Raw genomic sequence first — 23,056 nt, 5'->3', positions numbered from 1 at the left:
CCCGTAAATATGCAGGCTTCCAAAGGTATCTGCATGCTGTTGCGATGGCAGAGACCGGAAAAAATTGGCTGTAGCCGCGCGGTAGAACGCGCGGGCGACTTTGCTGCGGCGCAACAGTCTGCTCCCACGAATACCGAATGCGCGAATCGTCCCCCTCGCCCGCCCGACTTCGCTGCGCTTCGCCGGGCGACCTCTCCCCGCGAGCGGGGAGAGGTGACAAACGCGCCGCCGGTTACATGATCCCCGCTGCAACCTGACCGCGCAGCCGCTCCAGGCTGAGCAGGGTGTTGGCGCAGGCTTCCGCGACCTCGATGCCCTTGATGGCAAAGTGCTTGCGGAAGAATTCGAAATGCGCCGCGCTCTCGTGGAACTGCTGCGGCGTCAGCACCGCGGAGAATACCGGCACTTCGGTTCGCAACTGCACATCCATCAGCGCCTTGATCACGGTGTCGGCGACGAATTCATGGCGGTAGATGCCGCCATCGACCACGAGCCCGGCCGCGACGATCGCGGTGTAGCGCCGGGTCTTGGCCAGGATCTGCGCGTGCAGCGGAATCTCGAACGAGCCCGGCACCTCGAACACGTCGACATTGCTGATATGGCGCGCCGCGATCTCGGCGAGGAACGCGATGCGGCATTCCTCGACCACCTCCCGGTGCCAGGAGGATTGCACGAAGGCGACCCGCTGCGGTTTTGCAAAGCGCGGATGCGCAGGGTCAGGCGGGCGATCGATGGTTTCGGGAGAGTCTTTTAGTTCGGAAGCGTCTTGTAGTTCGGAAGCGTTTTGGGGAGCATCTTGCAACATCTGATTCATGGCTTTCCTCTTTCAGGACCAGAATCAGGGCATACGGAACGAACGGGCCACGTGCATGCGCGGCCGCCGCAACCGTTCTCTTTCATCCGGACTTTAACCGTCGGCTTCGGAGTCACACCGAATCTGCTGACCCTTCTTCTCCACGGGATTCCAAACCAGGGAACTCCGGGAGGAGGAGGCGCTCGCGGGCTTGGGCTTCGTCACCCTTACCGCCGGTGGGGAATTTCACCCCGCCCTGAGAACATCGGCCGCCCGGGATGGACGGCCTCCAACAAGTATGGCGAAGGGCGGCGTCGCCAGCAAGCACCTTGCCATGGGCAAGGCGCATGTCCCCATGACCAAATCAACGATGATGGCGGGCCGATCCGCCCCCGCATGACGCGCATCCGGCGCGCCGGACTCGCATCCCGCGAATCCGATTCTGGTTTGTTCTCACGGCAAAAGTTAACGCGCTCGAAGAGCTGTGGAAGATCTCCGGATTGCCTGTGGATGGACTCTGGGGTCGGTTGCGCCGATTCCGCAAATCACATCACTTGATCGGCGCAGGCTCCGGGGCACCCCGAGGGATTGCAATTGGCAGCGGGCGTCAATTACGTGTCGGCCTGCGTGTGTAGCAACCATCGTATCTTTAACCGCAAAGGCAAGGTCGAGCTGGCATGTCCCTCCTCGAAGGCATCATCGACTCCCGGACCAACCCGCTCGCGGTCGTCGAGGACATCGCCGCCGACAACAACTGGTCGTTCGAGCGCTCCGGCGAGGACGAGGTCACGATCGTCTCCAAAGGCGACTGGACCGACTATCAATTGTCCTTCACCTGGATGAACGAGATCGAGGCGCTGCATCTGGCCTGCGCCTTCGACATGAAGATTCCGCCCGCCCGCCGGGGCGAAGTGCAGCGGCTGATCGCCGCCGTCAACGAGCAATTATGGGTCGGGCATTTCGATATCTGGACCCATACCGGCATGATCATGTACCGGCAGGCGCTGGTGCTGCCCGGCGGGCTCACCGCCTCCGCCGCGCAATGCGAGAGCATGCTGGTCGGCGCCATCCACGCCTGCGAGCGCTATTACCCGGCGTTCCAGTTCGTGGTCTGGGCCGGCAAGACCGCGTCGGAAGCCATGAGTGCGGCGATGTTCGACACCGAGGGCGAGGCGTAGGGCGTTTCGCCTGCGTCTCCACACACAGGTGTCGTCCCCGCGAAAGCAGGGACCCATACTCCGCGGCGGCAATTGCGTCGCACAGCGCTTGTTGCAGATATCTCGATGAACTAAAACCGCCTGTGGTTATGGGTCCCTGCTTTCGCAGGGACGACGAGAGAGTATGTTCTGATGTCGTCGTCGGTCACTGCAGCTAGCGCGCTCACGCAAGTCGAAGGCCCCATCGTGCTCGCCGGCGCCGGCAAGATGGGCGGGGCGATGCTGACGGGCTGGCTGGCGCGGGGGCTCGAGCCCAGGCAATTGGCGGTGATCGAGCCGCATCCTGCCGAGGAGATCATGGCACTTGCGGCCAAGGGCTTTCGCCTCAATCCATCGGCAAAAGATGTCGGCCATGCCGCCACGCTGGTGGTCGCCCTGAAACCGCAGACGTTTCGCGAGGCCGGCCCCGGCCTGAAGCCGTTCGTTGCCTCGTCGACGCTGGTGGTGTCGATCATGGCGGGCACGACCATCGCTTCGATCGCGCAAGTCTGCGGCGGCACCGTGGTGCGCGCGATGCCGAACACGCCGGCGGCGATCGGCCGCGGCATCACGGTGGCGGTCGCGGCGAACACTGTCAGCGCTGCGCAGCGCGCTGTCGCCGACGCGCTGCTGCGTGCCACCGGATCGGTCGAATGGGTCGGCGACGAGGGTTTGATGGACGCGGTGACCGCGGTCTCCGGCTCCGGTCCCGCCTATGTCTTTCTGCTCGCCGAGGAGCTGGCGCGCGCCGGCGTCGAGGCCGGCCTGCCGGAGCAGCTTGCGACAAAACTCGCGCGCGAAACCGTCGCCGGTTCCGGCGAGTTGCTGTTTCGCTCGGATCTCGCTTCCGCGACCTTGCGCCAGAACGTCACCTCGCCCGGCGGCACCACGGCGGCGGCGCTGGAAGTGCTGATGGGCGAAGGCGGCATGCAATCGCTGCTGACCAGCGCCGTCGCCGCGGCGACGCGGCGTTCGAAGGAATTGGCGAAGTAACTACCCAGTCCCCAACCGCTTGGTAAACGTCTCGACATTGACGAGCCCGCGCGCATGGCGGCCTTCGCCGATGCGGCGCTTGTCATCGAAGGCTTCGACCTCGAAGCGGATCACCCGGCGTTCCACCGCGATCACCCGCGCCGTCGTGCGCACGGTGGCACCGACCGGGGTTGCCGCGAGATGGCGGATATCGACCTCGGTGCCGACCGTGACCCAGCCCGGTTGCAGACAGTCCCTGATGGCGTCGCCGGATGCCATCTCCATTTCCAGGATCATCATCGGGGTCGCGTAGACCATCGGCATATGCGGAACGAAATGCCCGACGGTGCGCTCCGGCGGCACGACCAGCGTGCGCTCGGCGCTCATGCCGATGGTGATGATGTCACGCGCGTCCATGGGATTCAGTCCGTCATACCGGGGCGCGCAAAGCGCGAACTCCGATCTGCAATTGCACATCGGAGAATCTCGAGATTCCAGGTCTGGTCCTTCGGACCATCCCGGAATGACAATGCAAAGATCATTAGCGCTGTAGCGTTACTTCTTCGCGGCCGCCGCGCGTTCCACGAACGTCTTGCCGCCCTTCATCTTGTGCGCCAGCGGGGCTTCGTTGATCTGGATGACCACGGCGTCGGCATCGACGCCGAGGTTCTTCACCAGCGCCTGCGTGATGTCGCGCATCATGCCGGCCTTTTGTTCGTCGGTACGGCCGGCGGCCATGCTGATGGTGATTTCAGGCATCTTTGTCACTCCCTTGCTCTTGCTACGAACGGCGCCGCATCTTGCACGGATGTCATCATCCGCGAAAGCGGATGATCCAGTATTCCGCGCCGGTTGTGTTCAACGCCGGCGTCACGGCGTACTGGATGCCCGCGGGCATGACGACTGAGGCTACTTCCACGTCACCCCATGCTTCTCAAGAATTTTGCGGACTTCATTGACCAGCGCAGATTGCGGCACCTTGGTTTGAGCCTCGCCCTGCTTCTGCAGATATTCGTCGCGATCTTTTTCCAGTTTCGCCAACTCGGCGCCCAGGATCAAATCCTTCAGAATGACCTGCGGGCCTGCGGGATCATCCTTCTCATCCGAACCCTGGATGATCACGCAAGGCGAATTGCGGCGGTCGGCATATTTGAGCTGGTTGCCCATGTTCTTGGGATTGCCGAGATAGAGCTCGGCGCGGATTTTTTCCGCGCGCAAGGAAGCGACCATTTTCTGGTAATCGGCGACACGATCGCGGTCGAACACGGTGACGACCACGGGGCCGAATTCAGGTGTGGTGTCGAGCTTGCCGAGCATCGTCAGCGCGGCCTGCAGCCGCGACACGCCGATGGAGAATCCGGTGGCCGGCACCGGCTCGCCGCGGAAGCGCGAGACCAGGCCATCATAGCGCCCGCCGCCGCCGACCGACCCGAAGCGAACAGGGCGGCCTTTTTCGTCCTTGGTGTCGAGCAGCAGTTCGACTTCGTAGACCGGGCCGGTGTAGTACTCGAGACCCCGGACGACGGACGATTCAATACGTACCCGCCTGGAGCCATAGCCGGCGGAGCGAAAGAGGCTCAGCATTTCAGTAAGCTCTTGAACACCCTCCTGCCCAACAGCGCTGTTGCCAACAAGACTTGACCAAGCTTCCAAGGTCTTTCCAAAATCGGGAAAGCGAGGCGTGCCACCCTCGGTGTAGATGTGCTCGTCGCTAGTTGGCGCTGGGTCGTTAGATGTCACGTACGTCAGATGCTCGAGTTCGCATTCGGGATGGACGAACCGCAACACCCGATCGATTGCTTCGCCGGAAAGCTCGGCTCCCTTCGTAAAGTCGCCCTTTCCTTCCTCTCCCCCATCCCATCGTCCTTTGCCCAAAAGAAGACGCACACCTGCGGATCCTAGCCGATCAAATTTGTCGATCGCCCTCAATACCGTGAGCCTACCTCCTGCATCACCACTAAGCCCGATGCTCTCCATCACCCCGTCGAGCACCTTGCGGTTATTCACTTTCACCACATAGCTGCCGCGCTCAATTCCTAGCGCTTCCATGGTGTCGGCCGCCATCATGCACATCTCGGCATCCGCCGCGGGTGACGCGCTGCCGACGGTGTCGGCGTCGAACTGCATGAACTGGCGGAAGCGGCCCGGGCCGGGCTTCTCGTTGCGGAAGACCCAGCCGTGACGATAGCTGCGATAGGGAAGAACCAGGCTATCCGTTCCGTATCTCTCCCCGACATAGCGGGCCAGCGGCGCGGTCAGGTCGTAGCGCAGCGAAATCCACTGCTCGTCGTCGTCCTGGAACGAGAACACGCCCTCATTGGGCCGATCCTGGTCGGGCAGGAATTTTCCGAGCGCATCGGTGTACTCCATCGCCGGGGTTTCCACCGGCTCAAAACCGTAGCGCTCATAGACCTCACGGATCTTCTCGACCATCGCGCGGGTGGCGTTGATCGCGGCGGGGCCGCGATCCTCCAGCCCGCGCGGCAGGCGGGCTTTGAGTTTTTGGGGTTTTTTCGGTTTCTCGGCCATGGCGGGCGTTGGTACCAGCGCAGGCGCGGCGCGGCAACCGGTGCATCTATCGGGTGGGCTGTCATTCCGGGACGATGCGAAGCATCGAACCCGGAATCTCGAGATTCCCCGATGCGCAATTGCGCATCTGAGGTCTGGTCCTGCGGACCATCCCGGAATGACGGTGCGCCGGTCAAAGCACCTTTCTGATCCAGTCGTGCGGATCGGGCGCGCGGCCGTACTGGATGTCGACCAGCTTCTTGCGGAACCCCATGGCGACGGGGCCGGCAGCACCCCCGCTGATGAGAAAATCGCCGCTCGCGGAACACACCTTGCCGATTGGCGAGATCACGGCCGCCGTGCCGCAGGCGAAGGCCTCTTTCAGCTTGCCGCTGGCAGCATCGGCGCGCCACTGCTCGATCGTGTAGGGCTCCTCGCGCACGGGCGTGCCGGAATCCTTTGCCAGCGCGATAATCGAATCGCGGGTGATGCCCGGCAGGATCGTGCCGAGCGGCGGCGTCGAAAGCGAACCGTCATCGAACACGAAGAAGACGTTCATGCCGCCGAGTTCCTCGATGTAGCGGCGCTCGACCGCGTCGAGGAAAACCACCTGATCGCAGCCGTGTTCGATGGCCTCGGCCTGCGCGCGCAGGCTCGCGGCGTAATTGCCGCCGCATTTGACGGCGCCGGTGCCGCCGATCGCGGCGCGCGTGTAGTTCTCCGACACCCAGATCGACACCGGGGCAGGTCCGCCCTTGAAATAGGAGCCGACCGGCGAGGCGATGACGGCGAAGATGTATTCCGCGGATGGCTTGACGCCGAGGAAGATCTCGCTCGCGATCATGAAGGGCCGCAAATAGAGACTGCCCTCGCCGCCCGGCACCCAGGCGCGCTCGAGGCGCACGAGCTCTTCGACTGCGTCGATGAACACAGCCTCGGGCAGCGGCGCCATCGCCATGCGCTCGGCCGAACTCCAGAAGCGCCGGGCATTGGCGTCGGGGCGGAACAAGTTCACGCCGCCGTCGTCGCGCTTGTAGGCCTTGAGGCCTTCGAAAATCTCCTGCGCGTAGTGCAGGACAGCTGCGGCCGGATCGAGCGGGAAATTCGCGCGGGATTCGACGCGCGCGCCATGCCAGCCCTTGGCCTGATTGTAGCGGACCACCGCCATGTGATCGGTGAAGATCCGGCCGAAGCCGGGGTCCACGAGCCGTGCCGCGCGCTCCTGCTCGGACGTCGGATTAGCCGCGGGCTGGATTTCGAATTTCAAGCTCATTCCCCTGCTTCCCGCTGTCGGAACCGGCGCGATGTCTGGCGCCGGCCTGTCTCTCCGAGCCTGCTCGATCGAAACTGCCATGGGTCTCTCCCCCGGATTGGCGCTGATTACGCGCCTGGCGCCGCAGCGCTGTTGGTTGGGTCTGGCCCTACGCCTGCGGCCGGCCTCGCGGCCGGCCTGCCGCCCGCACGGCCCATAGGACATGCTTTTGCGGAAGGCGGAAGTCCAGTATTGTTTGCCGACATGCCGCTCGACAATCGCACGGTCAACACATTCGCGGCCCTGGCCGCCATCTGCGGCTTATTCCGGCCGCCCGAACCATCACTCCCGACGAGACGACTTAATGTTTCGTCGAGACTGATTGTTTTGTAACATTGAACCCAAGATACGTCAATATGGCTGACATAAATTTCTCCAGTGCCGCGCCCAACCCTGATTCGCGGGCGTCCGACGGGCGGTCCCCGGCCCCCAGGGCCGGCGATTTGCGCTGGGACATCATCGAATTGTTGTTTTTCGCCTACCGGGATTTCGTCGGCGATGCCGACCATGAACTGGAGGCGTTCGGGTTCGGCCGGGCGCATCACCGTGTCCTGCATTTCGTCCACCGCTATCCCGGCCTGAAGGTCGCCGACCTCCTGGACGTGCTGCGCATCACCAAGCAGTCGTTGGGGCGGGTGCTCAAGCAGCTGCTCGACGAAGGCTATATCGTGCAGAAGACCGGCAACAACGACCGGCGGCAGCGCCTTCTTTTTGCCACCGCAAAGGGCGAGGCGCTGGTGGGCAAGCTCGCAGGCCTGCAGACCGACCGCATCAACCGCGCGCTCGGGAACATCACGCCCGAAGGCGCCGACACGGTCCGCGCGTTCCTGCGCGCGATGATCGATCACGACGATCCCGACAAGGTGCTGGAGACGATCCTCAAGCCCGGCACCGCAACCGCAAAGGAATAAGCGTGATCCAGGCAGCGACCCTCACGCGAACCCCGCCGAAACCGGCCGACGATGCGCCGCATCTCTTGCTGGTCGACGACGACCGCCGCATCCGCGATCTATTGTCGCGCTTCCTGTGCGGCGAAGGCTACCGCGTCACCACCGCGATGAGCGCCAGCGACGCCCGCGCCAAGCTCAACGGCCTGCATTTCGATCTGTTGATCCTCGACGTCATGATGCCGGGCGAGACCGGCTTCGATCTCGCCCGCTTCATCCGCACCTCTTCCTCGGTGCCGATCATCATGCTGACCGCGCGCCACGAGGCGGAGGCCCGGATCGAGGGCCTGCAGATCGGCGCCGACGATTATGTGGCAAAGCCCTTCGAGCCGCGCGAACTGGTTTTGCGGATCGGCAATATCCTCAAGCGCAGCGCGCCGCCGCCGGCGCAGACGCTGGAGCAGGTCGCGTTCGGGCCCTATGTCTATCATCTGGAGCGCGGCGAACTGCGGCAGGGCGAGGAGCCCGTTCATCTCACCGACCGCGAACGCGAGATGCTGCGCATTCTCGCGGTGGTGCCGGGCGAGACCGTGCCGCGCAGCGCGCTCACCGGCAACGGCACCGTCAACGAACGCGCGGTCGACGTGCAGATCAACCGTCTGCGGCGCAAGATCGAGCGCGATCCCGCCAATCCCCTGTTCCTGCAGGCGGTGCGCGGCATCGGCTATCGCCTGGTCGCCTCGCCGTGAGCCGTTGCAGGTGAACCCCGTCAGATGAGCACGCTCGACACCGGCATCACCCTGTTCCGCACCGCCTCCCGGCGGGTGTGGGCGGCCAACAACTGGATGGGCAACGCGTTCAAGGGCTGGATGCCGACGGGACTCTATGCCCGCGCGCTGCTGATCATGATCGTGCCGATGGTGGTGCTGCAGTCGGTGGTGACGTTCGTGTTCATGGAGCGGCACTGGAACACGGTGACCCGGCATCTGTCGGCCGCCGTCGTGCAGGACATCGCCAGCCTGATCGACGTCTACCAGACCTATCCGCAGGACAAGGAACGCGCGCAATTGCGCCGCATCGCCCAGCAACGGCTGCAGATGTTGGTGGATTTCCTGCCCGTCGGCGACCTGCCCCCGCCCGGCCCGAAACCGTTCTTCTCGCTGCTCGACCAGACGCTCTCGGTCGAACTCGGCCGCAAGATCGGCAAGCCGTTCTGGATCGACACCGTCGGCCGCTCCAACCAGGTCGAAATCCGCATCCAGCTCGAGGACGCCGTGATGCGCATCTTCGCGCTGCGCAGCGCGGCCTATGCCTCGAATTCGGAAATCTTCATCTTCTGGATGCTCGGCACCTCGTCGATCCTGCTGATCGTCTCGGTTCTGTTCCTGCGCAACCAGATCAAGCCGATCCTGCGGCTGGCGGACGCCGCGGAAAGCTTCGGCAAGGGCCGCGAGGCGCCGAACTTCCGGCCCCGCGGCGCGCGCGAGGTGCGGCGCGCCGCGCATGCCTTCCTCGAGATGAAGGCGCGCATCGAACGCTCGATCGAGCAGCGCACCGCGATGCTGGCCGGCGTCAGCCACGATCTGCGCACCATCCTGACCCGCTTCAAGCTGGAGCTGGAGCTGATCGGGGACAGTCCCGAGGTCGACGGCATGCGCCGCGATGTCGACGAGATGTCCGGCATGCTGGAGGACTATCTGGCGTTTGCGCGCGGCGATAGCGGCGAGCACGCGCAGCCGACCGACATGGCCACGGCGCTGGAGGAGTTGCGCAGCGACGCCGAGCGCAACGGCCACGCCTCCACCGTGGCGTTCCACGGCCTGCCGGTGCTGACGGTGAAACCGGCGGCGTTCAAGCGCTGCCTCGCCAACCTCGTCTCCAACGCCGCGCGTCATGCCGATGCGATCTCGATCACCGGCCACCGCGATCACCGCTATCTGACGGTCACGATCGACGATGACGGGCCGGGGATTCCGGCCGGCATGCGCGAGGAAGTGTTCAAGCCGTTCCTGCGGCTGGACGGCGCCCGCAACCAGGATGAGGGCGGCACCGGCCTGGGGCTAGCCATCGCCCGCGACATCGCGCGCTCGCATGGCGGCGACATCACGCTCGGCGACAGCCCGATGGGCGGCCTGCGCGCCACGGTGCGGATCCCGGTCTAGGCAGCAATTGCAATCGATCTGTCTCAGCAACGGCGGTGAACTCCCTCGCCCCGCTCTTGCGGGGAGAGGGGCAAGCAACAAATTCCGGACTCGTGGATAGTCCCCCTCACCCGCCGCGCAAGAGCGCGTCGACCTCTCCCCGCAAGCGGGGCGAGGTGAAGAAGAGGCTACTTCGGCAGCAGGCCCTTGAGCTTTTGGGCGTCCTTGACGTTCATCTTGAAACCGCCGGGCATCACGATGTCGCCGGGCTTCTGATCCGCCTTGCAGGCGCCCAGCCACTTCGCCTCGATCGTCGTCGTGGTATCGCGCGGCGCGCCGGCCGGCCCGCCCTCGGTGTGCGAGGTGGACTTGACGGTGTAGGCGGAATTGAAATCGCCGGTGGTCTCTGAATGCGAGGTGATCGACATGCCGGCGACCTTGCACACGGAATCGTTGACATAGCCGGTCGCGGTCTTCTGGAGATCGTTCTTGGAACACATATCCTTCGACATCGGCGAGGCCGCGTCGGTCATCGCCTTGTCGGTGGTCTCGTCGGTGCAATGCTGCATCGTCATTTCCGGCAGCGGCGAACCGGTCTTGACCATCTTCAGTTCCCACAGGCCCGCCTTGCGCACGGGTATTTCCACCGCACGCGCGTCCGACGCCGCTGCCAGCGTCAGCAGGCTCGCCCCCAGACAAAACCAAAGAAGCCGTCGCGTCATGCTCTCGCAGTCCCCGAAAGAAAAGCTTCGGTCAGATCAGGTGGTCCGGTTCAGTAACGGGTGACCAGCGGCCGCTCGTTGGCGCCATAGGGCACCCAGCGGCAGGCAAAGGAAATATAACCGCCATATTGGGGGATCACCGCCAAAAATTTCACCACCTTGCCGTAGGACGCGCAGTGGTCGACCGCGAGCTGGCGGACATCCACCTGCGAGGCCATGGCATAGGCGATGATACCGCCGGTATCGTTGCCTTTGAACGGCGGCACATAATCGGCCCGCGCCGGCGCGATCGCCAGCATCCCGCATACCGCAACCAGACTCGCGGCCCCAATGATTCGCATCACAGACTCCATTCGGCTCAAGCGATACCTTAGAGCGCATCGCAGCCCGTGAAAAGAACGGCCGGCCCTTCGCGGTGGAGTTCTCGGCAGGTGTTGCCGCGTTGCACTTGACCTTGCGCGGGCTTCGCGGCACCGTCTGGCCGTTGGTTCTTCGGGCGGATTCCCCATGCGCGATCTCTTCACATCGTTGAAAAAACCCGGCCTCGGCGCCGCACTGGCTATGCTTTTCGGCCTGTTGTCCCTTGGCGAGCCCGCCCAGGCCGCCAATCCGCTGGAACTGAACTTCTGGCTATCTGGCCCGCGTTATGACGGGCGGGTCGCCGAATGCGAGCGCGCGCTGGGGACCATCACCCACCAGTTCTGGGAGAAGGAAAGCACCTTCTGGAACTCCGGCCTGCAGATCACCGCCTATGGCCAGGTTCATGAAACCGCGTTCCGGCCCTGGCAGTCGGACAATATCCCGCGCCGCTATTGCAGCGCCGAGGCGATGCTCAGCGACGGCAAGGTCCGTGCCGTGCATTACTCGATCATCGAGGACGGCGGGTTTGCCGGCTACGACCAGGGCGTCGAATGGTGCGTGGTCGGGCTCGACCGCAACTGGGCCTTTAGCCCCAACTGCAGGGCCGCCCGGCCCTGATTCCCGGCTGTTGCTTCCTGCCTGAAATGCGAGCCCGAGCCTAAGCTCGACCTGTTTTCCTATTTTGTTCTTGAAATGTTCCAACCTGCTGCTAGGCTCCGGGCCATTCGTGGGTATGGGAGCGTCACCATGTTGCATGTTCGATTCGCCTGGATTTCGCGGTTTTTGATCTCGCTGGGACTGCTCGGACTGCTCACCGGGGGTCTGCTGGTTTTGGCGGCAGGAACTGTGTCGGCGCAGGACCGCCGGCAAAATGCCCCCGGCGAGTTTGATTTTTACGTGCTGTCGCTGTCGTGGTCGCCGTCCTTCTGCGAGGAGGCGGCCGAGCGCGGCAATGAGGGGCGGGCGCAGGCCCAGTGCGGCGGACGGCCCTATTCCTTCGTGGTCCACGGCCTGTGGCCGCAATATGAGCACGGCTTCCCGGATTATTGCCAGCGGCCCTCGCCACGGCTCGATCGCAACATCATGACCTCGATGCTGGACCTGATGCCGGCGCCCGGGTTGATTTTCAACGAATGGGACAAGCACGGCACCTGCTCGGGACTTGGCGCGCGGGCCTATTTCGAAACCATCCGAAAAGCCCGCTCGACGGTGAAAATTCCGCCGGAATATCTCGAATTGTCGGAGGAAAAGACGGTTGCGCCGGCCGACATCGAGGAGGCCTTCATCAAGGCCAATCCGGGCCTGAGCAATGCGGCGATATCAGTGACCTGCAACCGCAAGCGGCTCAGCGAGGTGCGGATCTGCCTGAGCAAGGACCTGCAATTCCGCGCCTGCGAGGAACTCGACCGCCGCGCCTGCCGCCGTGACGACGTCGTGATGCCGCCGCTGCGGGGCGGGTAAGTTCGGAACACGTCATTCCGGGATGGTCCGAAGGACCAGACCTCAGATGCGCAATCGCGCATCGGGGAATCTCGAGATTCTACGATGTGCAATTGCACATCGGAGTTCGATGCTTCGCATCGCCCCGGAATGACTCCAGGTTACTTTCCACGCCTGATGTCGTAACCCCTCCCCCATGAACTACCGTCACGCCTTCCATGCCGGCGGCTTCGCCGACGTCATCAAGCACATCGTGCTGGTGCGCATCCTGACTTATCTGCAGGAGAAGCAGGCGCCGTTTCGCGTCATCGACACCCATGCCGGCGCCGGCCTCTACGATCTGACCGGCGAGGAAGCCCAGCGCAGCGGCGAATGGCTGACCGGCATCGCGCGCATCATGCAGGCGCGTTTTTCGGAAACCACGCTGCCGCTGATGAAACCGTATCTCGACATCGTGAGGGCCTTCAATCCGGACCGCGATCTCAAGGCCTATCCCGGGTCGCCCCTGATCGCACGCGCGCTGCTGCGGCCGCAGGACCGCCTGACCGCCTGCGAAGTCGAGCCGAAAGCCCGCAAGCGCCTGATCGACGCGCTGCGCCGCGACACCCAGGCCCGCGTGGTCGATCTCGACGGCTGGCTGGCATTGTCGGCCTTCGTGCCGCCGAACGAGCGCCGCGGCCTGGTCCTGATCGACCCGCCTTACGAGCAGAAAGACGAGTTCGAACGGCTGGCCGAAGGCTTCGCGGAGGCCTGCGCCAAATGGCCGACCGGCAGCTATCTTTTGTGGTACCCGGTCAAGAGCCGGCGGGCCACCGACACGCTGGCGCGGCATGTCGCCGAAGTCGTGGGCGGCAGCAAGCCCGCCGGAAAGGCCCTGCGCCTGGAATTCAGCGTCGCCCCCCAAGTAGCCGACGCCGCGCTCGTCTCCACCGGCCTGTTGATCGTCAATCCGCCGTGGACGCTGCTCGGCGAATTGAAGTCGATCCTGCCCGAACTGGAAAAACCGCTCGGCCAGGGCGGCGCAGCCCGGTTCAGGCTCGAGACGCCCAAACCGTAGCCACGGCGGGATCCACCCGGCCGCGCGCCGGGAAAACTCCGATTTGGACCGTAGGCAATTTGCCGGGAACCGTATTATGCTCTGTCCCATTAGGATCGGCTTCACGTTCCGCTTCCGCGAATGGTAGCGGCGGACTGACAAGCCCTCGAACAATCTTTTTGAAGACGGATCGGCAATTGCGTGCCTAATCCGGACGGGTGGCCAAGCTTTCCGAACACGAATGTCCGGTCGGGCCGGTGCGCAAGCGCGCAGCGGCGGAAGCAGTACGGGGGAGGAGTTTCCCGATGGCCATGACTGGTACGGTCAAGTTCTTCAACGGAGAACGTGGCTATGGCTTCATCAAGCCCGATGACGGCGGCCGCGATGTGTTCGTCCACATCACCGCCGTGGAGCGGGCGGGATTGAAGGACCTGACCGAAGGACAGCGCATTACATTCGAGGTCGAACCGGACAAGAAGGGCAAGGGCCCGAAAGCGGTCAACCTGGTGATTTCGTCGTAGGGCTGCGCCATTCAACGTGATGCCCGGGCTTGCCCCGGCCATGACGTACGAGATTTTGTCGGCTACAAAAAAATCCCGACCGCGATTGACGGCCGGGAGTCGCGACAGGAACTTTTCTTGTTGCTATTAGAAGTGATAGTTCACGCCGGCGCGCAGCGTTCCGAACCGGTAGCCATTCGATGCGCCGGTGACGACGAAGTTGCTGTTGGCGAGGTCGACATAGAGATATTCGACCTTGGCGCTCCAGTTCTGGGTGAGGCCGAATTCGGCGCCGACGCCCGCGGTAAAGCCGAAATTGGTTCGGGATTCCGTCAGGCCAAACGTCTGGCCGCGCAATTCGCCGAACGCCAGGCCCGCGGTGCCGTAGAAGAAGATGTTGCTGAAGGCATAGCCGCCACGGCCACGCACGGTACCGAACCAGGGGTTGGAAAACTTCCAGGGCGCGAAAGTATCGTCGGCGCCGGTCGCCTGGATGTCGCCTTCGACGCCGAACACCCACGGCCCGGTCTGCCAGTTGTAGCCGGCCTGCACGCCGCCCTCGAATCCCGACGGCTTGGTCGGGTTGTTGTCGACCGAGCCCCAGCTATAGCCGAGATTGCCGCCGAGATAGGGACCGGCCCAGCTATAGGCATTGAGCGGCTGATTGACGGTGTAAGGAGCGCGGTAAGGCAGGTCCCCGGCCTGCGCCGACGCCGTCCAGACCGCGGCGATCGAGGCCACCGCGCGCAAAGCGATCCTGCTCATCCTGCTCTCCAACGCAACTGCCGTGACCGCTGGTTGGCTCGCCTGACGCATCGCGCCGCGAGCCCACATGGTTACGGAATTCCACTTCTTTTCGATCAGATTTATCGAGACTTTTAAGTTAAAGGGTTGTTAAGGGCGGTTACCGCCCGCTCAGCATTCTTAAGAAAGTGTTACGGGCGCCGGTCGCAGACCGGGCCCCGGGCGGCCCGCGACGTCTGGCGATGCCAGCTCCCGGCGCTTAAGTTCGAGGCCATGGATCACGATTCTACCGACGACCCGAAAACACCGGCCCCGCGGAAGCCGCGGCGCGGTTCCGGACCGGCTGGGGGGAATGCGGAGCTGCCGCCGCAGGACCTGTCGGCTGCCGATCTCGACCCCGCGATGGCCTCCACTGACGAAGACGATGAGGCACGGCTTCCGGAGGTTCCCGAGGAGACCGGTGAGAGCGTGGCGGAAGGCCCGCTTGCGGTCGGCCATGCCGCGATCGAACAAGCGGTGCGGCTTGCGCCCACCTCGCCCGGCGTCTACCGCATGCTGAACGCGGCCAGCGACGTGCTGTACGTCGGCAAGGCGAAAAACGTCCGCAAGCGGCTTTCCTCCTATGCGCGCGTCAACGCCCCGCAGCCGGCCCGCATCCTGCGCATGATCGCGGCCACCGTGTCGGTCGAGATCGTCTCGACCTCGACCGAGACCGAGGCGTTGCTGCTCGAGGCCAATCTGATCAAGCAGTTGCGGCCGCGATTCAATGTGCAGCTGCGCGACGACAAGTCGTTTCCCTACATTCTGATCACCGGCGACCACTGGGCGCCGCAGATCCTCAAACATCGGGGAGCACAGACCCGGCCCGGGCAGTATTTCGGGCCGTTCGCGTCCGCCGGCGCCGTCAACCGCACCATCACGGCGCTGCAGCGCGCCTTTCTGGTGCGCTCCTGCACCGACTCGTTCTTCGAAAGCCGCACCCGGCCCTGCCTGCTCTACCAGATCCGCCGCTGCTCGGGCCCCTGCACCGGCGAGATCGATTTTCCCGGCTATACCGAACTGGTGCGCGAGGCCAGGGAGTTCCTGTCCGGCCGCAGCCGCCTCGTAAAGAAGGAGCTGGCGGTCGAGATGGAGAAGGCTTCGGCCGAACTCGAATTCGAGACTGCGGCACTTTACCGCGACCGCCTCGCAGCGCTTTCGGCGATCCAGTCGCAGCAGGGCATCAATCCGCGCACCGTGGAGGAAGCCGACGTGTTCGCCATCCATCAGGAAGGCGGCTATTCCTGCGTCGAGGTGTTCTTCTTCCGCACCGGGCAGAACTGGGGCAACCGCGCCTATTTTCCGCGCGCGGAGAAATCCTTCACCCCGGAAGAGGTGCTGGCCTCGTTCCTAGCCCAGTTCTACGACGACAAGCCGCCGCCGAAACTCATTCTGCTGTCGCACGCGATCGAGGAAAGCGAGCTGCTGGCGGACGCGCTCTCCATCAAGGCCGGCTTCAAGGTGGAAGTCACCACGCCCCAGCGCGGCGAGAAGAAGGAATTGATCACGCACGCGCTGACCAACGCCCGCGAGGCGCTCGGGCGCAAGCTCGCCGATACCGCGACGCAAGGCCGGCTCTTGCAGGGGCTCGTCACCACGCTCGGGCTGCCGCATCCGCCGAAGCGAATCGAGGTCTACGACAACAGCCACATCCAGGGCACCAATGCCGTCGGCGCCATGATCGTGGCGGGGCCGGACGGCTTTACCAAGAACCAGTACCGCAAGTTCAACATCCGCTCCGAAGGCCTGACGCCGGGCGACGATTACGCGATGATGCGCGAAGTGCTGCAGCGGCGCTTCAAGCGGCTGTTGACGCCGGCGGCGGATGGCGACGCCGCCAAGCCCAAGGCGGATAACAAGGCAGACCCGAAGGCGGACGACGATTCGTTCCCGCAATGGCCGGACCTCGTCATCATCGATGGCGGCCGGGGCCAGCTCAACGCGGCCAAGGAGATTTTCGACGCGCTTGGACTTGCGCAGGTGACACTGCTGGCGGTCGCAAAGGGGCCGGACCGCGACGCCGGCCGCGAGACCCTGTTCATGCCGGGCAAGGAGGCGATCAAGCTGGAGCCGCGCGATCCCGTGCTGTATTTCATCCAGCGCCTGCGCGACGAGGCGCATCGCTTCGTGATCGGATCGCACCGCAAGCTGCGCAAGAAGGACATCCGCGAGGCGGGGCTGCAGGAGATCCCGGGCATCGGCCCGTCACGCAAACGTGCCTTGCTGCACCATTTCGGAACGTTGAAGGAGATCGAACGGGCCTCGATCGCCGATCTCGGCAAGGTTCCGGGGGTCAGCGCCGAAAGCGCGCGCAAGATTTTCGAGTTTTTCCACGCCCAACCGGGCTAAGAGTGGGCAGGATTTCGGGTCATACTGGCGTCGTCACCGACGGATCAGGTGCAGCCATGGTTGACCTCCAGGCTTCGGCGGTATTGGTAAGACGAATGAACATCGCAACGACAAAGGGGAACGCGCGCAGTTCGCTGTCCCTGCCAAACATCCTGACCTATGCGCGTATCGCCGCCATCCCGGTGGTGGTCGGCTGCATCTACGCGCAGGCCATCATGGACGGCCCGCTGTGGCTGCGCTGGGTGGCGCTGGCCGTGTTCATCGCGGCGGCCGTTACCGATTTTCTCGATGGCTACTATGCGCGAATCTGGGACCAGCATTCGGCGTTCGGCCGGATGCTCGATCCGATCGCCGACAAGCTCCTGGTCGCCTCCTGCCTGCTGATGCTGGCCGCGGACGGCATCATCCACGGCTGGACGCTGTGGGCCGCGATCGTGATCCTGTGCCGCGAAATCCTGGTGTCGGGATTACGGGAATATCTCGCCGCGCTCCGCGTCAGCGTGCCCGTGACCAAGCTCGCCAAATGGAAGACCACGATTCAGCTGATCGCGATCGGATTCCTGCTGGCCGGCGATGCCGGCGACCAGCTGGTCGGGGCCGTCGTCCCCCAGCTCGGCCCGGTGGTCACCCAGCTGGGCCTGTTGCTGCTGTGGATCTCGGCGATCTTCACGATCTACACCGGCTGGGACTATTTTCGCGCCGGCATTCATCACCTCATCGAGGAGGACGAGGGATGAAGGTCAAGTATTTCGCCTGGGTACGCGAACGGATCGGAAAATCGGAAGAAACGATCGAACCGCCGGCCGATGTGCGCACCGTCGACGACCTGATCGCCTGGCTTTCGAAGCGCGGCGAGACCTATGCCTACGCATTCGAAAAGCCGAAGGTGATCCGCGCCGCGATCGACCACGCCCATGTCAAGCCGGATGCGGCGATCGCCGGCGCCGGCGAGATTGCGTTCTTCCCGCCGATGACCGGCGGCTAGAGCATGATCCGGAAAAGTGGGAACCGGTTTTCCGAAAAGATCATGCTCAAAGAGAAGTCCATCTTCGAACCATTGCGATGATCCCATGACCGCCATTGTGACCATTCGCATCCAGGAAGACGATTTCGACATCGCCCGCGAGATATCGGCAATGACCAAGGGCCGCACCGATATCGGCGCCGTCGTCACCTTCTCCGGCATCTGCCGCGGCAGCGAAGGCGGCGAGGCGATCGCGGCGCTGACGCTCGAACATTATCCCGGCATGGCGGAAGCCGAGATCATGCGGCACGCCGAGACCGCGATGACGCGCTGGCCGCTGACAGGACTGACCGTCATTCACCGCTTCGGCCGCATCACCGCGGGCGAAAACATCGTGCTGGTCGTAACCTCGTCCCAGCACCGCCAGGCGGCGTTCCAGGCCGCGGAGTTCCTGATGGATTACTTGAAGGCCAACGCCCCGTTCTGGAAGCGCGAGGAAAGCGCCGACAGGACCAGTTGGGTCGATGCGCGCCACCACGATGACGAAGCCGCCGCGCGCTGGACCAAATCCTGATGGCGAAACGCGCCAAACCGCCGGCGAAGCGCGGCCGCGCCGCGACATTGCCAAAAGTGCCCGCCGGCGAACTCGTGAGCGTGCTCGATTTCGTCCGCTATGCCGTCAGCCGCTTCCTCGAGGCCGGGCTGGCATTCGCCCACGGCACCACCGATCCGGTGGCGGAAGCCGCCTTCCTGGTCTGCGAAACCCTGCATCTGCATCCAGACCTGTTCGAGATGTTTGCCACCGCCCGCATCACCGCGCGCGAGGGCAAGGCGATCCTCGAGGTGATCGAACGCCGCGTCACCACGCGGAAACCGGCCGCTTATCTCGTCAACAAGATCTACATGCGCGGCCTGCCGTTCTATGTCGACGAGCGCGTGATCGTGCCGCGCTCCTTCATCGGCGAGTTGCTGGAGTCGCATTTTGCCGGCGACAGCGACCAGGACGGCTCGCTGATCGATGATCCCGCCGCCGTCGAGAGTGTGCTCGACCTCTGCACCGGCTCCGGCTGTCTTGCAATCCTCGCCAGCCTGAATTTTCCGAATGCGCGAGTTGACGCGGTCGATATTTCGAAGGCCGCCCTCGACGTCGCCGCCCGCAACGTCGCTATTTACGGCCTCGAGGATCGCCTGAATCTCTTTCGCGGCGACCTGTTCGCGCCGGTCGGCAGCCGGCAATACGACCTGATCATCTCCAACCCGCCCTATGTCGACGCGGAAGGCATGGCCGAGCTGCCGCGCGAGTGCCGCGCCGAGCCGAAACTCGCTCTCGACGGCGGCGCCGACGGGCTCGATATTGTCCGCCGCATTTTGCAGGAAGCCGGGCGGCACCTGGCGCCCGAGGGCGGGCTGCTATGCGAAATCGGGCGGGGCCGCGAAGTTCTGGAAGCCGCCTTTCCGCAATTGCCGCTGCTCTGGCTCGATACCGAGGATTCCGAGGGCGAGGTGTTCTGGATCGGGGCTGCCGATCTCTGAGTGGCCGAGGCCATCACGCGGTCGCACCTGACCAGAAAACTGCCCGATTGGGCGGAAATAGTGCGCTCCATGGCGTTTCCGTCGCGCACCGAAGCTGATAGCTTGCCCGCTAACCCGCCACGCCCCAAAACTTGAAGAGGCCACCATGCTGGACAAGAGCCCACGCGCTGCCACCGTCAACGTGCCCAACGACCTCGCTGCGCACTGGATGCCGTTCACCGCCAACCGGGCCTTCAAGAAGAACCCGCGGCTGCTCGCCGGCGCCAAGGACATGCATTATTTCACCGTCGACGGCCGCCAGATCATCGACGCCGCCGCCGGCATGTGGTGCTGCAATGCCGGCCATGGCCGCAGCCAGATTGCCGAGGCGATCGGCAAACAGGCCGCCGCGCTGGACTATGCGCCGCCGTTCCAGTTCGGCATTCCGCAGGCCTTCGAACTCGCCAGCCGAATCGCGGATCTCGCCCCCGCCGGCCTTGATCACGTGTTCTTCTGCAACTCCGGATCGGAAGCCGCCGACACCGCGCTCAAGATTGCGCTGGCCTATCATCAGACCCAGGGCCAGGGCACCCGCAGCCGCCTGATCGGCCGGGAGCGCGGCTATCACGGCGTCGGCTTCGGCGGAACCTCGGTGGGCGGCATCGTCAACAACCGCAAGATGTTCGGCACGCTGCTGGCCGGCGTCGATCATCTTCCGCACACCTATGACCGCGAAAAGCAGGCCTTCACCAAGGGCGAGCCGGAATATGGCGCGCATTTCGCCGACGAGCTGGAGCGGCTGGTCAATCTGCACGGCGCCTCGACCATCGCCGCGGTGATCGTCGAGCCGATGGCCGGTTCGACCGGCGTGCTGCCGGCGCCGAAGGGCTATCTCAAGCGACTGCGCGAGATCACCCAGAAGCACGGCATCCTCCTGATCTTCGACGAGGTCATCACCGGTTATGGCCGTCTCGGCTTCGCCTTCGCCGCGGAGCGTTACGGCGTGCTGCCGGACATGCTGACCTTCGCCAAGGGCATCACCAATGGTGCTGCCCCCATGGGCGGCGTGCTGGTGCGCGACACCATCCATGACGCCTTCATGAGCGGCCCGGAGCACATGGTGGAACTGACCCATGGCTATACCTATTCGGCCCACCCCATCGCCTGCGCCGCGGCGCTGGCGACGCTCGATATCTACCGCGACGAAAAGCTGTTCGAGCGCGCCCATGGGCTCGAATCGAAATTCGCCGACGCGGCGATGTCGCTGAAGAGCGAGCCGAACGTGGTGGATATCCGCACGGTCGGTCTCACGGCCGGCATCGACCTCGCGCCGCGCGCGGACGCGCCCGGCAAGCGCGGCTTCGATGCGCTGAACAGCGCATTCCACGACAACGACCTGATGCTGCGCATCGCCGGCGATACGCTGGCGCTGACGCCGCCCTTGATCGTCACCGAAGACCAGATCGGCGAGATCATCGGCAAGGTCGCCAAGGTGATCCGCGCGGTGGCATAGCACGCCGCGACGCTGTGTCCCGGACGCGGTGCAGCGCCTCTTCGGCGGTGCGCCGCAGAACCGGGACCCATCACAGCCCCGATGCTGATGGACCCCGGATCAGCAGCGCATCATTTCGTGCCGCGCAGCATCCGGGGAACGCTACGACTCCAGCGGAGCATTCGAATCCAAACCACGTTCCATCGCGGCAGCGGCGATCGGCGTCGCCGGATTGAAGCGCTGCCGCATGTTCCACTCCCTGACCAACCACCTGCGCATCGCCCCCAAGGCCCCGGTCCCGTCAAATCCGATCGGGTCGAGGCCGCGCGCGGCGCCACTGCGGTCATCCCGCCGGCTCCGTCGGCGCCCGTCCCCTGCGGAATAACCGCCGCCCCATCCCCATCCGCGGATAACCGCAAGATCCCGGCCGGCTTAGTCCTGACCGCGGCGCGGTCATGGCCGACACAGCAGGAAAAGCAGTTCCGGCCGTGTCGAAAGAACACTAGCTTTTCGAATCAACATTAATGCTAAGGTTGCAACGCTTGGGGGAAGCGCTGGCGGGCTCGCGCGAGGCGCGTTCTGCCGGCAGACACTGGGATTTGAGGGCCTTCCGCGCAACATGATCCGCATTTCCACGATTTTCATCGCCATATGCATGGTGCTGGTCGCAGCATCGCTCGGCCTGATTCTGTATTCGGTGGCCGGCATCAGCGGAACAGAATCCGCGATCGTGGCGCTCACCGCGCTGACCTTCCTGATCCTCTACAACGCCGTATCGATGCGCCTGCGCGACCGTACCGACGTCGGCAGCCAGATCGCGGACCTGTCGCGCGGCACTGCCGACCTGGCCCGCCAGGTCGCCGAATTCGGCCGCCGCCTCGCCGCGATCGAGGGCAAGGTGGTGTCGGCGAATTCCGCCGGCGTCGAGCGGATCCAGGCCGTAACCGCAGAGATCAACGAACTCGGCGCGCTGGTCAAGCAGCTCGCGGCATCCGTCGCAAGCCATGACGACATGCTGGCGGCGGGCGCCGCCGCATTGGCCGCAGCGCCGGCCGACACGCCCGACAACGAACACCAGGGTAAGCTGCCGCTGTCGTCGGAACAGGCGGCGAACGCCGCGCCGCCGCCCGTTGCGGCTGCGCCGGTCGCGGTCGCGCCGCCGGCCCCTGCGCCGCCGGCTCCCGTGCCCGCCCGCGGCCAGGCCCAGATTCTTGCCGCGGTGAAAAGCGCCGTCGACGAGAACCGGATCGAGATCTATCTGCAGCCGATGGTGACCCTGCCGCAGCGCAAGGTGCGCTTCTACGAGGCGGTAACCCGGCTGCGCGACGACAAGGATCAGCTTCTCGCCGCCGACGATTTCATCCTGGTGGCCGAAACCGCCGGGCTGATCGGACGGATCGACAATATGGTCATGCTGAAATGCGTGCAGGTGCTGCGCCGGCTGATGGTGCGCAACAAGGACGTCGGCGTGTTCTGCAACGTCGCCGCGGCGACGCTCGGCAATCCCACCACCTTCACGCAATGCCTGGATTTTCTCGAGGCCAACCGCGCGCTGGCGCCGTCCTTCGTGCTCGAATTCAAGCAGGCCACGTTCCGCAATCTCGGGCCCATCGAGACCGAGCACCTCGCGGCGCTGGCGCAGCGCGGCTTCCGCTTCTCGATCGATCACGTCACCGATCTGCGGATCGAGCCGCGCGAACTCGCCGACCGCGGCGTCCGCTTCATCAAGGTGCCGGCGGCGCTGCTGCTCAATCAGCGGCAGCACGCAGGCTCCGACATTCACCCTTCCGATCTTTCCGACCTGCTCGGCCGCTTCGGCATCGACCTGATCGCCGAGCGGATCGAAGGAGAGCGCGCCGTGGTCGATTTGCTCGACTACGACGTGCGGTTCGGCCAGGGGTTTCTGTTTGCGCCGCCCCGGCCGTTGCGGCCCGAAGGCGCATCTGCTACCGGCGGGACCTCTCCGACCAATGCGCAGGAATCCAATGGCACCGGCAAAACCGTTTCCGTCGATAGGCCGGCGATCGATCCCCCGCGGACGACCGGCAATGCCGCGCTGGCGCGCCGGATCGCCGGACCGGGCTGACCG

Annotated in this window: 24 protein-coding genes and 1 riboswitch; of the genes, 16 read left to right on the top strand and 8 right to left on the bottom strand. The window is 64.5% G+C overall.

The window, feature by feature from the left end; all coding sequences use genetic code 11:
• Positions 1-232 precede the first annotated feature (232 nt).
• Positions 233-814: a 6,7-dimethyl-8-ribityllumazine synthase gene (locus B5525_RS17740; protein WP_079567168.1), complete on the bottom strand. Its 582-nt coding sequence runs from the start codon at positions 812-814 to the stop codon at positions 233-235.
• 70 nt (positions 815-884) lie between these two features.
• Positions 885-1,061: riboswitch (FMN riboswitch) on the bottom strand.
• A 409-nt stretch (positions 1,062-1,470) separates the two neighbouring features.
• Between B5525_RS17740 and B5525_RS17735 the strand changes: the two genes are divergently transcribed.
• Positions 1,471-1,971 carry a YbjN domain-containing protein gene (locus tag B5525_RS17735; RefSeq protein ID WP_079567167.1) on the top strand — a complete coding sequence of 167 codons (501 nt, stop codon included), beginning with the start codon at positions 1,471-1,473 and terminating at the stop codon, positions 1,969-1,971.
• 171 nt (positions 1,972-2,142) lie between these two features.
• On the top strand, positions 2,143-2,982 hold the full coding sequence (gene proC / locus B5525_RS17730) for a pyrroline-5-carboxylate reductase (protein ID WP_079567166.1): 840 nt from the start codon (positions 2,143-2,145) through the stop codon (positions 2,980-2,982).
• Here the strand turns inward: proC and B5525_RS17725 are convergent, their stop codons facing one another.
• The 4 genes from B5525_RS17725 to B5525_RS17710 form a co-directional block, all read right to left on the bottom strand.
• Positions 2,983-3,378: a thioesterase family protein gene (locus B5525_RS17725; RefSeq protein ID WP_079567165.1), complete on the bottom strand. Its 396-nt coding sequence runs from the start codon at positions 3,376-3,378 to the stop codon at positions 2,983-2,985.
• A gap of 138 nt (positions 3,379-3,516) precedes the next feature.
• Positions 3,517-3,720 carry a tautomerase family protein gene (locus B5525_RS17720; protein WP_079567164.1) on the bottom strand — a complete coding sequence of 68 codons (204 nt, stop codon included), beginning with the start codon at positions 3,718-3,720 and terminating at the stop codon, positions 3,517-3,519.
• 150 nt (positions 3,721-3,870) lie between these two features.
• Positions 3,871-5,490 carry a histidine--tRNA ligase gene (gene hisS, locus B5525_RS17715; protein ID WP_079567163.1) on the bottom strand — a complete coding sequence of 540 codons (1,620 nt, stop codon included), beginning with the start codon at positions 5,488-5,490 and terminating at the stop codon, positions 3,871-3,873.
• A 172-nt stretch (positions 5,491-5,662) separates the two neighbouring features.
• Positions 5,663-6,742 (bottom strand): branched-chain amino acid aminotransferase, encoded by a 1,080-nt coding sequence (locus tag B5525_RS17710; protein ID WP_079567162.1) that lies wholly within the window; start codon positions 6,740-6,742, stop codon positions 5,663-5,665.
• Positions 6,743-7,137: 395 nt separating this feature from the next.
• On the opposite strand from B5525_RS17710, the gene B5525_RS17705 reads away from it, so the two are divergent.
• From B5525_RS17705 to B5525_RS17695, 3 genes are read left to right on the top strand one after another with little or no spacing between them, the layout of a single operon-like run.
• Positions 7,138-7,692, top strand: coding sequence for a MarR family winged helix-turn-helix transcriptional regulator (locus tag B5525_RS17705; protein ID WP_079567161.1), 555 nt, complete (start codon positions 7,138-7,140; stop codon positions 7,690-7,692).
• Positions 7,689-8,417, top strand: coding sequence for a response regulator (locus tag B5525_RS17700; protein ID WP_079567160.1), 729 nt, complete (start codon positions 7,689-7,691; stop codon positions 8,415-8,417). Before B5525_RS17705 ends, B5525_RS17700 begins: the two co-directional genes overlap by 4 nt.
• A 24-nt stretch (positions 8,418-8,441) precedes the next feature.
• Complete coding sequence (locus B5525_RS17695) at positions 8,442-9,830, top strand: ATP-binding protein (protein WP_079567159.1); 1,389 nt, start codon at positions 8,442-8,444, stop codon at positions 9,828-9,830.
• 167 nt (positions 9,831-9,997) lie between these two features.
• Here B5525_RS17695 and B5525_RS17690 read toward each other — a convergent pair whose 3' ends face one another.
• A complete protein-coding gene (locus B5525_RS17690; protein ID WP_079567158.1) occupies positions 9,998-10,531 on the bottom strand; it encodes a DUF3617 domain-containing protein in 534 nt (177 codons plus the stop codon).
• A gap of 50 nt (positions 10,532-10,581) precedes the next feature.
• Positions 10,582-10,872, bottom strand: a complete 291-nt coding sequence (locus B5525_RS17685) for a hypothetical protein (RefSeq protein WP_079573487.1) — start codon at positions 10,870-10,872, stop codon at positions 10,582-10,584.
• A gap of 166 nt (positions 10,873-11,038) precedes the next feature.
• Here B5525_RS17685 and B5525_RS17680 point away from each other — a divergent pair, with 166 nt between their 5' ends.
• The 4 genes from B5525_RS17680 (at position 11,039) to B5525_RS17665 (ending at position 13,888) form a co-directional block, all read left to right on the top strand.
• Complete coding sequence (locus tag B5525_RS17680; RefSeq protein ID WP_079567157.1) at positions 11,039-11,509, top strand: hypothetical protein; 471 nt, start codon at positions 11,039-11,041, stop codon at positions 11,507-11,509.
• 129 nt (positions 11,510-11,638) lie between these two features.
• Positions 11,639-12,352: a ribonuclease T2 family protein gene (locus B5525_RS17675; protein WP_079567156.1), complete on the top strand. Its 714-nt coding sequence runs from the start codon at positions 11,639-11,641 to the stop codon at positions 12,350-12,352.
• A gap of 175 nt (positions 12,353-12,527) precedes the next feature.
• Entirely contained in the window at positions 12,528-13,388 is an 861-nt protein-coding gene (locus tag B5525_RS17670; RefSeq protein ID WP_079567155.1) for a 23S rRNA (adenine(2030)-N(6))-methyltransferase RlmJ, read from the top strand.
• A gap of 284 nt (positions 13,389-13,672) precedes the next feature.
• Positions 13,673-13,888 (top strand): cold-shock protein, encoded by a 216-nt coding sequence (locus tag B5525_RS17665; RefSeq protein ID WP_028350729.1) that lies wholly within the window; start codon positions 13,673-13,675, stop codon positions 13,886-13,888.
• Positions 13,889-14,014: 126 nt separating this feature from the next.
• Here B5525_RS17665 and B5525_RS17660 read toward each other — a convergent pair whose 3' ends face one another.
• The gene (locus B5525_RS17660) at positions 14,015-14,632 is read right to left on the bottom strand and encodes an outer membrane protein (protein ID WP_079567154.1); all 618 of its coding nucleotides are present in this window, start codon (positions 14,630-14,632) and stop codon (positions 14,015-14,017) included.
• A gap of 252 nt (positions 14,633-14,884) precedes the next feature.
• On the opposite strand from B5525_RS17660, the gene uvrC reads away from it, so the two are divergent.
• From uvrC to B5525_RS17625, 7 genes are all read left to right on the top strand, one after another.
• On the top strand, positions 14,885-16,999 hold the full coding sequence (gene uvrC / locus B5525_RS17655) for an excinuclease ABC subunit UvrC (protein WP_079567153.1): 2,115 nt from the start codon (positions 14,885-14,887) through the stop codon (positions 16,997-16,999).
• A 95-nt stretch (positions 17,000-17,094) separates the two neighbouring features.
• Complete coding sequence (pgsA, locus tag B5525_RS17650) at positions 17,095-17,736, top strand: CDP-diacylglycerol--glycerol-3-phosphate 3-phosphatidyltransferase (protein ID WP_079567152.1); 642 nt, start codon at positions 17,095-17,097, stop codon at positions 17,734-17,736.
• Entirely contained in the window at positions 17,733-17,984 is a 252-nt protein-coding gene (moaD, locus tag B5525_RS17645; RefSeq protein WP_079567151.1) for a molybdopterin converting factor subunit 1, read from the top strand. Before pgsA ends, moaD begins: the two co-directional genes overlap by 4 nt.
• A gap of 85 nt (positions 17,985-18,069) precedes the next feature.
• Positions 18,070-18,537 carry a molybdenum cofactor biosynthesis protein MoaE gene (locus tag B5525_RS17640; RefSeq protein ID WP_079567150.1) on the top strand — a complete coding sequence of 156 codons (468 nt, stop codon included), beginning with the start codon at positions 18,070-18,072 and terminating at the stop codon, positions 18,535-18,537.
• The gene (gene prmB / locus B5525_RS17635; RefSeq protein ID WP_079567149.1) at positions 18,537-19,496 is read left to right on the top strand and encodes a 50S ribosomal protein L3 N(5)-glutamine methyltransferase; all 960 of its coding nucleotides are present in this window, start codon (positions 18,537-18,539) and stop codon (positions 19,494-19,496) included. Before B5525_RS17640 ends, prmB begins: the two co-directional genes overlap by 1 nt.
• 145 nt (positions 19,497-19,641) lie before the next feature.
• Positions 19,642-20,988 carry an aspartate aminotransferase family protein gene (locus B5525_RS17630; RefSeq protein WP_079567148.1) on the top strand — a complete coding sequence of 449 codons (1,347 nt, stop codon included), beginning with the start codon at positions 19,642-19,644 and terminating at the stop codon, positions 20,986-20,988.
• Between the two features lie 598 nt (positions 20,989-21,586).
• Positions 21,587-23,053: an EAL domain-containing protein gene (locus B5525_RS17625; RefSeq protein WP_079567147.1), complete on the top strand. Its 1,467-nt coding sequence runs from the start codon at positions 21,587-21,589 to the stop codon at positions 23,051-23,053.
• Positions 23,054-23,056 lie beyond the last annotated feature (3 nt).

Source organism: Bradyrhizobium erythrophlei (genome assembly GCF_900129505.1).
Lineage (GTDB): Bacteria > Pseudomonadota > Alphaproteobacteria > Rhizobiales > Xanthobacteraceae > Bradyrhizobium > Bradyrhizobium erythrophlei_D.
Note: the sequence above shows the minus strand (reverse complement) of the source record. Positions and strands in the feature narration are given on the sequence as shown.